At 66.6% G+C, this 13,365-nt stretch carries 13 protein-coding genes and 1 pseudogene; all 14 read right to left on the bottom strand.

Annotation, left to right across the window (positions count from 1 at the left end):
- Positions 1–185 precede the first annotated feature (185 nt).
- The gene (locus tag VTU_RS0107730; protein ID WP_050809456.1) at positions 186–980 is read right to left on the bottom strand and encodes a pyridoxine 5'-phosphate synthase; all 795 of its coding nucleotides are present in this window, start codon (positions 978–980) and stop codon (positions 186–188) included.
- Positions 961–1,723 (bottom strand): annotated as a pseudogene (gene recO / locus VTU_RS26490) (DNA repair protein RecO). Before recO ends, VTU_RS0107730 begins: the two are co-directional and overlap by 20 nt.
- Before the next feature lie 61 nt (positions 1,724–1,784).
- Positions 1,785–2,762: a GTPase Era gene (gene era, locus VTU_RS0107720; protein ID WP_010102954.1), complete on the bottom strand. Its 978-nt coding sequence runs from the start codon at positions 2,760–2,762 to the stop codon at positions 1,785–1,787.
- The gene (gene rnc / locus VTU_RS0107715) at positions 2,759–3,445 is read right to left on the bottom strand and encodes a ribonuclease III (protein ID WP_010102953.1); all 687 of its coding nucleotides are present in this window, start codon (positions 3,443–3,445) and stop codon (positions 2,759–2,761) included. The genes era and rnc overlap by 4 nt, the downstream gene beginning before the upstream one ends.
- Positions 3,446–3,447: 2 nt before the next feature.
- Entirely contained in the window at positions 3,448–3,810 is a 363-nt protein-coding gene (locus tag VTU_RS0107710; RefSeq protein WP_029554191.1) for a DUF4845 domain-containing protein, read from the bottom strand.
- Positions 3,811–3,836: 26 nt separating this feature from the next.
- On the bottom strand, positions 3,837–4,811 hold the full coding sequence (gene lepB / locus VTU_RS0107705) for a signal peptidase I (protein ID WP_010102950.1): 975 nt from the start codon (positions 4,809–4,811) through the stop codon (positions 3,837–3,839).
- Complete coding sequence (gene lepA / locus VTU_RS0107700) at positions 4,811–6,619, bottom strand: translation elongation factor 4 (RefSeq protein WP_010102948.1); 1,809 nt, start codon at positions 6,617–6,619, stop codon at positions 4,811–4,813. The genes lepB and lepA overlap by 1 nt, the downstream gene beginning before the upstream one ends.
- A gap of 409 nt (positions 6,620–7,028) precedes the next feature.
- Entirely contained in the window at positions 7,029–8,072 is a 1,044-nt protein-coding gene (gene bioB / locus VTU_RS0107695) for a biotin synthase BioB (RefSeq protein ID WP_010102946.1), read from the bottom strand.
- Positions 8,073–8,200: 128 nt separating this feature from the next.
- The gene (locus VTU_RS0107690) at positions 8,201–9,166 is read right to left on the bottom strand and encodes a dipeptidase (protein ID WP_010102942.1); all 966 of its coding nucleotides are present in this window, start codon (positions 9,164–9,166) and stop codon (positions 8,201–8,203) included.
- Between the two features lie 25 nt (positions 9,167–9,191).
- Positions 9,192–9,950, bottom strand: coding sequence for an ABC transporter ATP-binding protein (locus tag VTU_RS0107685; protein WP_010102940.1), 759 nt, complete (start codon positions 9,948–9,950; stop codon positions 9,192–9,194).
- Positions 9,947–10,795 carry an ABC transporter ATP-binding protein gene (locus tag VTU_RS0107680; RefSeq protein WP_010102938.1) on the bottom strand — a complete coding sequence of 283 codons (849 nt, stop codon included), beginning with the start codon at positions 10,793–10,795 and terminating at the stop codon, positions 9,947–9,949. The genes VTU_RS0107685 and VTU_RS0107680 overlap by 4 nt, the downstream gene beginning before the upstream one ends.
- Complete coding sequence (locus VTU_RS0107675; protein ID WP_010102936.1) at positions 10,792–11,718, bottom strand: ABC transporter permease; 927 nt, start codon at positions 11,716–11,718, stop codon at positions 10,792–10,794. The genes VTU_RS0107680 and VTU_RS0107675 overlap by 4 nt, the downstream gene beginning before the upstream one ends.
- The gene (locus VTU_RS0107670) at positions 11,715–12,818 is read right to left on the bottom strand and encodes an ABC transporter permease (protein WP_081479753.1); all 1,104 of its coding nucleotides are present in this window, start codon (positions 12,816–12,818) and stop codon (positions 11,715–11,717) included. Before VTU_RS0107670 ends, VTU_RS0107675 begins: the two co-directional genes overlap by 4 nt.
- Before the next feature lie 14 nt (positions 12,819–12,832).
- Positions 12,833–13,365 (bottom strand): ABC transporter substrate-binding protein (locus VTU_RS26485; protein WP_040892490.1); only part of this gene is annotated, 533 nt, incomplete at its 5' end.

Raw genomic sequence — 13,365 nt, 5'->3', positions numbered from 1 at the left:
TGACGCCTGCGGTCAGCGGGTGGGCCAGGCGGCGTCTATCGTCCGCGTTGAGCTCTTTTCCTGCTATGTCGAGGATCAGGGGGGCGTGTTGGGTCATGGTGTTGCAAATCATCGCGGCATGGAGAGCATGCGCCGTCGCCGGTTGGGGCTGCAACGCACGGGTGGCGGTCAGCAAATCCGTTTTCTCAGGCGCCGGCAGCGCCCGCGGCGATGCAGTCCAGATACGCCTGCACCGTCGCGCCGTAGCCCAGTTCCAGCGCGTCGGCAATCAGCGCATGGCCAATGGATACCTCGAGCAGGCCGGGGACCGCGCGCACAAAGGCTGCGAGGTTGTCGCGGTTCAGGTCGTGTCCCGCGTTCACGCCCAGGCCCGCGTCCCGCGCGGCCTGCGCCGCGTCGCGGTAGCGCAGCAGTTCGCTGGGCTGCCGCGGGCTGCCCCAGGCGGCGGCGTAGGGCTCGGTGTAGAGCTCCACGCGGTCCGCGCCCACGGCCCGGGCGGCGGCCATCTGCGCCGGGTCCGGGTCCATGAACAGGCTCACGCGCACGCCCAGCGCCCGGCATTCGGCTATCCACGGCGCCAGGCGCTCGGCGTCCTGCGGAAAACGCCATCCATGGTCGCTGGTGAACTGGTCCTCGCTGTCGGGAACGAAGGTCGCCTGGTGCGGGCGCAGCTCGCGGATGAAGCCCATCAGGTTCTGCGCCGGATTGCCTTCGATGTTGTATTCGCGGTCGGGCCAAGCCTGCATCAGCGCCGCCAGTTCGGACACGTCCTGGCTGCGGATGTGCCGTTCATCGGGCCGCGGGTGCACCGTGATTCCCTGGGCGCCGGCCCCCAGGCACAGCCGCGCGGCGTGCCTGACGTCGGGAATTCCCAGGTGGCGCGTATTGCGCAGCAGCGCCACCTTGTTCACGTTGACCGACAAGGCGGTGCGCTGCGCGCGGCGTGGGGGGAGGGATTGTTCATAGGGCTTGCAGGTCAAGCATGAGTTGGCGGGTGCGCAGCATGGGGCTGCCGCAATGGTATTGCAGCAGGACGCGCAGCTGGGGTTTGAGTTCTGCGCAGACCGGTGCGCAGGCGCGCAGTGCGGCGCCGGGGCTGGCGCTGTCGTCGAGCGCGCGTTGCAGCGCCTGCCACTGGTGGCCGGGCAGTCCGGCGCGGTCGGCGGCGGATGCGGCGCGCAGGCCGCCCTCGGGCTCCAGCGTGTACCGCTGGTCGGCGTGCAGCGGTGCGGCCGCCATGGTCTGGACCGCCAGACTGGGCAGCAATCCGATCGCGCGCAGCAGCAGCAGTTCAAAGCTGCGCAGAACGGGCTCCAGCGCGTCGCCGTGTTCGCTGGCGAGCACGCGCACCACGCCTGCGTAAGCGTCGAACAGCGCCGGGTGCGGGTCGTCGCGGGCGAGCAGGCGCAGCAGCAGCTCGTTCATGTACAGGCCCGAAAGCAGGGCATCGCCCGTGGGCAGCACATGGCCGCCGAGCCATTCCGCGCCTTTGAGGGTGTGGATCTCCGCGCTGCCGTCGCCGGCCAGGGTGTAGGTCAGCGCCAAGGGTTGCAGCGGCAGCAGCACCGGGCGAAAGTTGGAACAGGGCTTTTTCGCCCTTGGCCACGAGGACGACACGCCCCCGGTGGCGGCAGAAGGTTTCCAGGATCAGGCTGGACTCGCTCCAGTCGTGGCTGTGCAGCACGAAAGCGGGTTCATCGGCAATGCGCGCGGCGGCAGCCATGAGGAATCAAACCCGCAGCGGCGCAGGGCAGGACGGGGGGCGTGCGGGGCTCAAGCGCGGCTCATTCGTAGCCGAACGCGCGCACGCGCGCGGCGTCGTCCGCCCAGCCGGAGCGCACCTTGACCCAGAGCTCCAGGAAGACCTTGGCGTCCATCCGCTTTTCCAGTTCCTGGCGCGCCTCGGTGCCTATGCGCTTGAGGCGCTCGCCTTTTTCGCCGATGACCATCATCTTGTGGCTGTCGCGTTCGACCACGATGCTGGCAGCGATTTTCACCAGGCGCCGGTACTGCCGGCTCGCCTGTTCCTCGAACTTGTCGACGAGCACCGTCGAGCTGTAGGGCAGTTCGTCGCCGGTGAAGCGGAACAGCTTCTCGCGCACCGTCTCGCCGGCCAGAAAGCGTTCGCTGCGGTCAGTGAGCTCGTCCTCGGCGTACCACCACGCCTGCTCGGGAAGGTACTTGGCGCAGATGCCGAAGAGGCGCTCGACGTCGCCCTTGTTCTTGGCCGACATGGGAACGAACTCGGCAAACGGGTGCCGCTCCTGCATGCCCTTGAGCCAGGGCGCCAGGTCGGCGCGCCGCTGCACCAGGTCGAGCTTGTTTGCCACGAGCAGCGCCGGAATTTCGGGCTTGAGCAGCGAGAGGACCCGGGCGTCGGCGAGCGTGAAGTTGCCGGCCTCGACCGCGAACAGGATCAGGTCCACGTCGCCAATGGCGCCCAGCACGGTCTTGTTCAGCGATTTGTTCAGCGCGCCCGCATGCCGGGTCTGAAAACCCGGCGTGTCGACAAAGATGAACTGCGTCTGCGCGCGCGTGCGGATTCCCGTGATGCGGTGGCGCGTGGTCTGCGCCTTGCGCGAGGTGATGCTGATCTTCTCGCCCACCAGGGCGTTGAGCAGCGTGGACTTGCCCACGTTGGGCTTGCCCACGATGGCGATCACGCCGCAGCGCTGGGCGGGCAAGTCGGCGGCGCGCATGGCGTCGGGGTCGTCGCCTGGACCTTCCGCAGCGCTTGCGCCTTCGTCGGCAGCGTCATTCATAGGTGGTTTCCTGCTTTCAATGTGGCCAGCATGGCGCCCGCAGCCGCCTGCTCGCCGGCCCGGCGGGAAGCGCCGATGCCGCGTTCGGTCAGGCCCAGTTCGGCAATGGCGCACTCGACGTCGAAGGTCTGGCTATGCGCCGCGCCCAGCGTTGCGACCACCCGGTACTGCGGCAGCCGCATTTTGCGGCCCTGGAGCCACTCCTGCAATGCGGTTTTCGCGTCCGCGTCCTGCAGAGGATTCATCTCCACCCCCTCGAACAGGCGGTGCACCAGGGCCTGCGCGCCGGCGTAGCCCGCGTCCAGGTAGACCGCGCCGATCAGCGCCTCGAGTGCATCTGCCAAGATGGAGGGGGAAGGACGTCGCGCGCTACCGGCGCGGGGGGACTCGCCCTCCCCGAGGCGCAGGGCCTCGGAGAGCCGCAGACGCAGCGCCAGCTGGTGCAGGCTGTCCTGCTTGACCAAATTGGCGCGCATGCGCGAGAGATCGCCTTCGGGCAGCGACGGCAGCCGCTGGTACAGCAGGCTGGCCACGGCCAGATTCAGGACGGCGTCGCCGAGAAACTCCAGCCGCTCGTTGTTGTCCGCAGAAAAGCTGCGGTGCGTGATCGCGCGCTCGAGCAGGCGCGGATCGGAGAAAACATGCTGCAGGCGCTCCTGCAGCGCCAGGAGGGCGGCTGACACACCTACTCGGTCTGCGCTTCGAAGCGGTACGTGAGGTACGCCGGGCCGAACAAGTGAATCTCGCGCGAATACTTGAACGACACCGCGATCTTGTCGCCCTGTTTGCTGACCTCGAGGTCGGAGCCCTTGATGGAGTGCACGTCACCGATCGCGGCAGCGCGATCGAAGGTCTCGCGCGCATCGGCGACGCTGATTCCATCCTTTGCTTTTTGGATCGCCTTTTTCGCTGAGGCGTACTCCAGGAAGATGGGAACCGACCGAACGACGATGGCCAGAGCCATCAGGGCCAGGACGGCCAGAAAGACCAGCCCCGGAAAAGACAGGCCGCGCTGACGCGAGCGGCTTGCCGTGCGATGCATCTTCATGACCTCCATGACCCACCTCCCCGTTCTCAATGAAATGCGCCGATGCGTCCGAGATTACCAAAATTCATCCAGACGAAGAATGCCTTGCCGACGATGTTGCCCTCGGGCACAAAGCCCCAGAAGCGCGAGTCCAGCGAGTTGTCCCGGTTGTCGCCCATCATGAAGTAATGCCCTGGCGGAACCTTGCACACGACACCTTCGACGCTGTAGCGGCAGTTTTCACGGTAAGCAAAGTTGCTCGCGCCCTGCACGAAGGCGGGCACGTCGGGATTTTGCAGCAGGCGATGGGGGCGCTCTCCCAAGGTCTCTTCAAACTGCTTGAAGTAGCGCATCGAGTCTTCCTCCAGGAAGTCGGGCAGCGCCTTCGTCTCGATGGCCTGGCCGTTGACCGTGAGGCGCTTGTCGAAGTAGGCCACCTCGTCCCCGGGGACCCCCACGACCCGCTTGATGTAATCCACGCTCGGCTGCGGCGGATAGCGGAACACCATCACGTCGCCACGCGCAGGCGGGTTGCCCTCGATGATCCGGGTGTGGATCACGGGCAGGCGCACGCCGTAGGTGAACTTGTTCACCAGGATCAGGTCGCCCGCCTGCAGGGTCGGAATCATGGAGCCGGAGGGAATCTTGAACGGCTCGAAAAGGAACGAGCGCAGAAAGAACACCGTGGCGATCACGGGAAACAGGCCCGCCGTCCAGTCCAGCCACCAGGGCTGCATGAGAATCCGGGCCTTGGCCTCCTGCACGTCCCCATCGACTTGCCGGATGCCCAGGCGATCGAGTTCTGCGCGGCGCTGCAGCGCCCCGTCCTCGATGGCCTGTGCCGCGCGGCGCCGGCGCAGCAGAAAATAAAACCGCTCTGCCAGCCAGTACGCGCCCGTGACCACGGTGGCAAAAAACAGCAGCAAAGCAAAATTGCCTTCTATGGAGCCAAAATACCAAGCCCCCGCATAACCGGCAAACGCGACCAGAACCAGGGATGTGAAAATTTCCATGAAGCGCATCAATCTTGTACCTGCAAAATGGCCAGGAACGCCTCCTGGGGGACTTCAACCGATCCGATCTGTTTCATGCGTTTCTTGCCGGCTTTCTGCTTCTCGAGAAGCTTGCGCTTGCGCGTGATGTCGCCCCCGTAGCATTTTGCCAGCACGTTCTTGCGCAAGGCCTTGATGGTTTCCCGCGCAATGATGTTCGCGCCAATGGCCGCCTGTATGGCCACGTCGTACATCTGGCGGCTGATGATTTCCCGCATCTTGGCGACCACGGCGCGGCCGCGGTACTGCGACTGCGAGCGGTGCACGATGATGGACAGCGCGTCCACCTTGTCGCCATTGAGCAAAATGTCGACCTTCACCACGTCGGAGCAGCGGTACTCCTTGAACTCGTAGTCCATGGACGCATAGCCGCGCGATACCGACTTGAGCCGGTCGAAGAAGTCGAGCACGATCTCGCCGAGCGGCATCTCATACGTGAGCATCACCTGGCGACCGTGGTACGCCATATTGATCTGCACGCCGCGCTTTTGATTCGCCAAGGTCATCACCGGGCCGACGCAGTCCTGCGGCATGTACAGATGCACCGTCACGATGGGCTCGCGTATTTCCTCCACCCGCCCCTGGTCGGGCATTTTGGAGGGGTTCTCGACCATGATGGTTTCACCGTCGCCCTTGAGCACTTGATAGACCACGCTGGGGGCGGTCGTGATCAGGTTCTGGTCGAACTCACGCTCCAGGCGTTCCTGCACGATTTCCATATGCAGCAGGCCCAGGAAACCGCAGCGGAAACCGAAGCCGAGCGCCTGGCTCACTTCCGGCTCGTAGTGCAGCGAGGCGTCGTTGAGCTTGAGCTTCTCCAGTGCATCGCGCAGCGCGTCGTATTCGCTGGCCTCGGTGGGGTAGAGCCCGGCAAAGACCTGCGGCTGGATTTTCTTGAATCCGGGCAGCGCTTGCGCCGCAGGGCCGGCGTTGTTCGGCAGTTTCTTCTCCAGCGTGATCGTGTCGCCGACCCGCGCGGCCTGCAGTTCCTTGATGCCCGCGATGACGTAGCCCACCTGACCGGCGTCGAGCACGTCGCGCGGCGCGTTCGCGGGGGTGAACACCCCCAGGTTGTCGGCCTCGTACACCGCGCCGCTGGCCATCAGCTTGATGCGCTCGCCCTTGAGCAAACGGCCGTCCACCACCCGCACGAGCATCACGACGCCGACGTAGCTGTCAAACCAGCTGTCGATGATCATGGCGCGCAAAGGCGCCTGCGGCCTGCCACGGGGCGCGGGCACCTTGGCGACGATGGCCTCCAGGATGTCGTCGATCCCCATGCCGGTCTTGGCGGAGCAAGGAATGGCATCGCCCGCGTCGATGCCGATCACGTCCTCGATCTCGGCCTTTGCATTCTCGGGATCCGCCTGCGGCAGATCCATCTTGTTGAGCACGGCGAGCACCTCGACCCCCAGGTCCAATGCCGTGTAGCAGTTGGCGACGGTCTGTGCCTCCACGCCCTGCGAGGCATCCACCACGAGCAATGCGCCCTCGCACGCCGACAGGGAACGGCTCACTTCGTACGAAAAGTCCACGTGCCCCGGCGTGTCGATCAGATTCAGGTGGTAGACCTGCCCGTCCCGGGCCTGGTACTGCAACGCAGCGGTCTGCGCCTTGATGGTTATCCCCCGCTCTTTTTCGATGTCCATCGAGTCCAGGACCTGGGCCTCCATCTCGCGGTCGGCGAGCCCTCCGCAGCGCTGAATCAAGCGGTCGGCAAGCGTTGACTTGCCATGGTCGATGTGCGCAATGATGGAGAAATTTCTGATGTGATTCATCAACGGGAAGCGGCAAGTGATTGAATTGGCACAGTGACTCACAAGAAAAAGGGCGCGTCAAATGACGACGCGCCCTGAACCAACAATCATTGGCAACTGCGATAGCTGGGTCTTCATTGTAGACAAAAAGGGCGCCGGGAAAAGCCTGAGCCAGCGGATCCAGAGGAAGTTGCCAGGGGGCAACAGGAATTTATGCACAATTTATTCACAGTTTACGGGTGGAAACCCGGGACAACTTGGGGGTGGGCTGTGGATCGCGTGTGCATGGCGTCAGAATATCCCGCATCGTGAACCCCGCGCCCCTTGATATGCAGATAAGGGTTGAACGAAGCCTCGCATTCTATTGAATCCGATGGATGGTGTTCCGAAGAGCAAAAAGCGGCCCACCCGGCCATTGCCTGCCTGCGCATCATGCGCGGCCGGCAGGCGCCGCGCCGGGGGCGGACGGGCGCTGGCCGTTCAGGCCCAGCTTGGCCAGGAGGCGCTGGTCGGCGTCCACGTCGGGGTTGCCGGTCACCAACAGTTTGTCGCCGTAGAAGATCGAGTTCGCGCCGGCCAGAAAGCACAGCGCCTGCACGGCTTCGCCCAGCTGCTGGCGGCCGGCGGACAGGCGCACGCGGGCCCGGGGCATGGTGATCCGGGCCACGGCGATGATGCGCACGAAGTCGAAGGGGTCGATGGGCTCGCTGTCGGCCAGCGGCGTGCCGGGCACGCGCACCAAGCTGTTGATGGGCACGGACTCGGGGTAGGGTTGCAGGTTCGCCAACTGAGCGATCAGGCCCGCGCGGTGCACCGGCGCCTCGCCCATGCCGACGATGCCGCCGCAGCACACGCTGAGTCCCGCATCGCGCACATGCTGCAGCGTGTCCAGCCGATCCTGGTAGGCCCGGGTGCTGACCACGTCGCCGTAGTATTCAGGGGCGGTATCCAGGTTGTGGTTGTAGTAGTCCAGCCCCGCGTCCCTGAGCGCCCGCGCCTGGTGCGCTTCGAGCATGCCCAGCGTGGCGCAGGTTTGCAGGCCCAGGCCCTTGACGGCGCCGATCAGGGCGCTGACCTTTTCGATGTCGCGGTCCTTCGGTGCGCGCCAGGCGGCGCCCATGCAGAAGCGCGTGGCGCCAGCGTCCTTGGCGGCCTGGGCGGCGCGCAGCACGGCGTCCGGCTCCATGAGCTTCTCGGCCCTGACGCCGGTGTCGAACCCGGCCGCCTGCGGGCAGTAGCCGCAGTTCTCGGGGCAGCCGCCGGTTTTGACCGACAGCAGCGTGGCCAGTTCGATGTCGCCTGCCGGCCAATGCCGGCGGTGCACGGTCTGCGCTTCATGGAGCAAGTCCAGCAGGGGCTGGTCCAGCAAGGCCTGAACGGCGGCCACCGACCAGGGACCTGGCGCCGCGGGTGCAGCGGCGCGGCGATGCAGTTGCACGGTTTGTGCGGTGGCGGGGGCCAGCGTGGAAGACATGGTGATCGGTTTCCTTCAAAGTGTTGCATCCGCCAAGGCGCTGCGGCGCGCGCTGGCGGGGGGCGTCCGGGGAGCGATTGTCCACCCAAAGATCGCCCACGCGCAGGGGGCGGGTGCATGATGGGCGGCTACCAGACCTGCCCCGCCACGCGCAGCATATTGCCGCCCATGACCGCGGCCGCTTCGGCAGCGCTCATGCCGACTTCCTGCAGCGCGCCAGACAAGACCTGCCAGGTTTCCACCGGCGTGTAGCGCATGCGCTCGACGGCGCGGTTGTAGCCCGCTGCCCTGGGCCACCAGTAGTCGGGGTCGTGATCGCCCGGCGGGTCGTCGTTGAGCTCGTTCTGGCGAAAGCCGATGTCCAGCCCGATGCCCACGTGCTGCGCACCGACGAGGTTCGCCACGTGCGCCGCATGGCGCGCCACGTCGCCCGCGCCCGGTGTGCGGGTACCGAGAAAGGCCGAGACGCCGGAGATGCAGACCACGCCGCCGGTGGCGGCGCAGGCGCGAATCTGCTCGTCGCTGACGTTGCGGCCATGTTCCACCAGCGCCAGCGGGTTCGCGTGGCTGAAGACCACGGGTTTGGCGGACGCCGCCATGATGTCCAGGCTGCAACGCCTGCCGGTGTGCGCGCAGTCCATCAGCAGGCCGGCCTCGTTCACGGCCCTGACCATGCGCCGCCCCAGCGGCGTGAGGCCGCGCTGCGCGTCGTGACAGCCGTCGGCCACGCTGTTGTTGCGGTTGTAGGCAAAGTGGATCTGGCGCACACCCAGGTCGCGGTACAGCGCCACCATGTCGGGCTGCTCCAGCAGCGGCAGCGCGCCTTCCAGGTCAAAACCCACGGCGAGCACGCCGGCGGCAGCGGCTGCGCGGATTTCCGCGACGCTGGCCACCAGCCGCAAGCGCTCGGGCCGCGCCGCGATGCGCGCGCGAAAGCCCGCGAGCACGGACAGGATCTGCGCGACCGGATTCATGTCCATTCCGACGTTCACCGACACGTAGTGCACGCCGGCGGCGCGCAGGCTGTCGAGCGGCGAGAAATCCGCCCGCGGGTGCAGCGGCAGGCAGGCGTGGGCTTCCCAGTGAATCGTCATGGACTTGTGCTCCGTCCGGCAGAAATCAAACCGTGCGCTGAAAGCCGGCCGATGCCCGCATCAGGCTTGCGGTGTAGGGTTGGCTGACACGGCCGCTGGCCAGGTCGGCGGCCGAGAGCAACTCCACCGTCTGGCCGCGCTGCATGACCATGAGGCGCTCGCACAGGTGGGTGACCACCGCCAGGTCGTGGCTGACCATGACGAAGCCCAGACCGCGGCGGCGGCGCAGTGCTTCCAGCAGGTTCAGCACCTCGGCCTGCACCGAGGCGTCGAGCGCCGAGGTGGGCTCGTCGAGCAGCAAAATCTGTGGCTCCAGAATCAGCGCCCGGGCAATCGCAACGCGCTGCCTTTGCCCGCCCGACAGCTGGTGCGGGTAGCGAAAGCGGAACCCGGTGCCGAGACCGACCTCGTCCAGCGCCCGTTGAATGCGTGCCTCGGCACCGGTGACGCCGTGGATGGCCAGCGGCTCGGCCAGGATGCGGTCTACCGTCTGCCGCGGGTGCAGCGAGGCATAGGGGTCCTGAAACACCATCTGCACCCGTCGGCGAAAGGTCTTGCCGTTTGCTGCGCCAGCATCGCCGCCGAGCCGCACCGTGCCCGAGACCCGGGGTGCCAGCCCGCAGATGGCGCGCAGCACCGTCGATTTGCCGGAGCCCGATTCGCCCACGATGCCAAAACTCTCCCCGGGCTCGACGCGAAATGTCGCGCCGGCCACCGCGACGAAGCCGTCGTAGACAACGCGCAGCTGGCTGACGTCGAGGCTTGGCGCGCGCTGGACGTTCATAGCGCCCACTCCGGCTGGCGCTCAAGCGTGGCCAGCGGGTGCGTGGACGCGCCCAACTGCGGCAGGCAGGCCATCAGGCCGCGCGTGTAAGGGTGCCGGGCATGGGCCAGCCCGCCGGCGGGCAGCTCTTCGAGCACGCGGCCGGCGTACATCACCAGGATGCGGTCGCAAAACGAAGACACCAGCCGCAAATCGTGCGACACCAGGATCAGGCCCATGCCGCGCTCGGTCACCAGCGCGTCCAGGATGGACAGCAGCTGCAACTGCACCGTGACGTCGAGCGCAGAAGTCGGTTCGTCGGCAATCAGCAGGTCGGGGTCGGCAATCAGCATCATGGCAATCATGGCGCGCTGGCCCATGCCTCCCGAGACTTCGTGCGGGTACAGCGCGTAGACGCGGGCGGGGTCGTCGATGCGCACCGATTCCAGGGCCGCGAGCGCGCGCACCCTGGCCTCGCGGGCCGAAACCCGGCTGTGGGCGCGCAGCGTCTCGACAATCTGCGCACCAATGGTCATGACCGGGTTGAGCGAGAACTTCGGGTCTTGCAGCACCATGGCGATGCGCCCGCCGCGCAGCGCGCGCCGCTGCCGGGGCGGGCAATGGAGCAGGTCCACGCCGCTGAATTCCAGCCGTTTGGCGCTGACGCGGCCCTCTGGCGCCGTGAGGCCGACGATCGCGCGGCCGGTCTGGGATTTGCCCGACCCCGACTCGCCCACGATCCCCAGGCGTTCGCGGCCCAGCGTGAAGGACACGCCGCGCACGGCCTGCGTCACGCCGCCGTCGCGCCCGGGAAAGGCCACGCGCAGATCGTCCACCACCAAAAGAGGGGGCACGGCGCCGGTCATCTGCTGGCCTTGGGGTCGAGCGCGTCGCGCAGGCCGTCGCCCAGAAAATTGAAGGCCAGGCTGACCATGAAAATCGCCGCGCCCGGCGCCGCCGCGACCCACCACTGGTCGAGCACGTACAGCCGGCCATTGGCGATCATGGCGCCCCACTCGGGCATGGGCGGCTGCGCGCCAAGACCCAGAAAACCCAGGCCCGCGGCCGTGAGGATGATTCCGGCCATGTCCAGCGTGACGCGCACGAGCACCGACGAAACGCACAGCGGCATGATGTGCCTGAGCACGATGCGCCAGGGCGACGCGCCCAGCAATCGGACCGCGGCAATATAGTCGGCTTGGCGTATCGTCAGCGTCTCGGCGCGGGCCAGCCGCGCATAGGGCGGCCAAGAGGTCATGGCAATGGCAATCACCGCGTTCCCGATTCCCGGCCCCAGAGCGGCCACGAAGGCCAGCGCCAGGATGAGGCGCGGAAACGCCAGAAAAATATCCGTGATGCGCATCAGCGCGGCGTCCACCAGACCGCCCGCGTAGCCCGCCACCGTGCCCACCACCAGCCCGATGGGCGCGGCCAGCACGGCGACCAGCACCACCATGAGCAGCGTGATGCGCGCGCCGTGGATGGTGCGCGACAAAATGTCGCGACCCTGGTCGTCGGTGCCAAACCAGTGCGCCCAGGACGGCGGCAGCAGGCGCGTGCTGCGCAGGTCGCCGGTGTAGGCCGAATAAGGCGCCAACAGGTCGGCCGCAAGGGCCAGCACGATGAGCGCGAGCACGATCAGCAGCCCGAGCAAGGCCAGGCGGTTGCGCAAGAAAATGCGGCAGCCGTTGTACGCGCGCCCGAGCGACGCCTGTCGGCGCGACAGCGGCCGGTCCGACATCAGCCAATCGTGCAAGGTCTCCCGCCGGGCAGGCATGGTGTCGTTCATCGCGCGCGTGTCCTTGGGTCCAGCAGTTTGTAGAGCAGGTCGGACAGCAGGTTCAGGCCGACAAAAATCGCACCGACGACGGTGGTCCCGCCGAGCACCGCATTCATGTCGGCGTTTTGCAGCGAGTGGGTGATGTACAGCCCCAGGCCCGGCCAGGAAAACACGGTTTCGGTCAGCACCGAGCCTTCCAGCAGACCGGCGTAGGACAGCGCAATCACCGTCACCAGCGGCACCATGGCATTGCGCAGCGCATGGCACCAAATGATGCGGGCCTGCGACAGGCCCTTGGCACGGGCGGTCACCACGTATTCCTGGGCCAGTTCATGGAGCATGAAGGAGCGGGTCATGCGGCTGATGTAGGCCAGCGAAAAATAACCCAGCAGCGAGGCCGGCAGGATCAGATGCGACAGCGCGTTGGCAAAGGCCTGCCATTCGCCCGCGAGCGCGGTGTCGAGCAGCAACAGGCCGGTCACCGACACCAGCGTGTATTCGTACACGATGTCGATGCGGCCCGGCCCGGCCACCCAGCCGAGCCGCGCATAAAACACCAGCAGGGCCATCAGGCCAAGCCAGAAAATCGGCACCGAATACCCCACCAGGCCGATGACCCGCACCACCTGGTCCACCAGCCGGCCACGCCGCACCGCCGCCCACACGCCCAGCGGCACGCCCAGCCCGACGCCGATCAGGATTCCCAGGCTGGCCAGTTCCAGCGTGGCCGGGAAGGCGCGGCGCATGTCCTGCATCACCGGGTTGGAGGTCAGCACCGAGGTGCCAAAGTCGCCCTGCAGCACCTTGCCCAAATAAAGATAGAACTGCTGCGGCAACGGCTTGTCCAGGCCCATCTCTTCGCGCGTCCGTTCGATGACGTGCGCGGGCGCCCTGTCGCCCACCACGGCCAACACCGGATCGACCGGGATCACCCGGCCAATGAAGAACGTGACCGCGAGCAGGCCCAGGTACGTGAGCACAATCGCCACCAGGAAACGCCACGCAGACCCCAGGGCATTCCACAGCCGCCGGCCCGCCGGGCGCGCGGCGGCCTGCTGCGCTGGCACCAAGCCCACAGGGTCTTGGCCGACGGTCAGGGGGTCAGGCATTGCCAAAGCCGCCGTCACCGCTTGGATACTTTGAACATATAGGTGGTGTCAAACGAAGGACCCAGTTGCAGGCCGTCCACGTTGCTGCGCAGCGCGGCCACTTCGATCTGCTGGTAGAGCACGATGAAGGGGCTGGTTCTGCGGAATTCGGCCTGCAACTCCTCGTACATGGCCTTGCGCTTTTCGGCATCGCGCTCGAGCACGGCGGCGTCGGTCTTTTTGCTCAACTCGGGAATGGCCCAGGCATTGCGCCAGGCCAGCGACTTGAACTTGGCATCGTCGGCGTTGTCGAGATTGCGCGCGAAGGCGTCGGCGTTCGAGTGCGGATCCCAGTAGTCCACGCCCCACGGGCTGAGGAACATATCGTGTTTGCGGGCGCGGTACCGGGTGAGCACCTGCTTGCCGTCGCCCGGAATGATTTCGATCTCGACGCCGGCGCGCCGGGCGGTTTGCTGGAAGGCCTCGACGATTCCCTGCTCCGGCTCGATGGTGCGTGTGTCTATCGTCACCTTGAAACCCTTGGGCACTCCGGCCTTGGCCAGCAGGG

Origin of the sequence: Verminephrobacter aporrectodeae subsp. tuberculatae At4, from assembly GCF_000193225.1 — a bacterium.
GTDB classification, from domain to species: Bacteria; Pseudomonadota; Gammaproteobacteria; order Burkholderiales; family Burkholderiaceae_C; genus Acidovorax; species Acidovorax aporrectodeae.
Note: the sequence above shows the minus strand (reverse complement) of the source record. Positions and strands in the feature narration are given on the sequence as shown.

Bases quoted from the DNA above. Each gene is read 5' to 3' on its own strand.
- VTU_RS0107685 (WP_010102940.1), bottom strand. From the start codon at position 9,950: ATGAACGTCCAGCGCGCGCCAAGCCTCGACGTCAGCCAGCTGCGCGTT.
- lepA (WP_010102948.1), bottom strand. From the start codon at position 6,619: ATGAATCACATCAGAAATTTCTCCATCATTGCGCACATCGACCATGGC.
- VTU_RS0107675 (WP_010102936.1), bottom strand. From the start codon at position 11,718: ATGAACGACACCATGCCTGCCCGGCGGGAGACCTTGCACGATTGGCTG.
- lepB (WP_010102950.1), bottom strand. From the start codon at position 4,811: ATGCGCTTCATGGAAATTTTCACATCCCTGGTTCTGGTCGCGTTTGCC.
- VTU_RS0107690 (WP_010102942.1), bottom strand. From the start codon at position 9,166: ATGACGATTCACTGGGAAGCCCACGCCTGCCTGCCGCTGCACCCGCGG.
- VTU_RS0107680 (WP_010102938.1), bottom strand. From the start codon at position 10,795: ATGACCGGCGCCGTGCCCCCTCTTTTGGTGGTGGACGATCTGCGCGTG.
- VTU_RS0107710 (WP_029554191.1), bottom strand. From the start codon at position 3,810: ATGAAGATGCATCGCACGGCAAGCCGCTCGCGTCAGCGCGGCCTGTCT.
- bioB (WP_010102946.1), bottom strand. From the start codon at position 8,072: ATGTCTTCCACGCTGGCCCCCGCCACCGCACAAACCGTGCAACTGCAT.
- VTU_RS0107670 (WP_081479753.1), bottom strand. From the start codon at position 12,818: ATGCCTGACCCCCTGACCGTCGGCCAAGACCCTGTGGGCTTGGTGCCA.
- era (WP_010102954.1), bottom strand. From the start codon at position 2,762: ATGAATGACGCTGCCGACGAAGGCGCAAGCGCTGCGGAAGGTCCAGGC.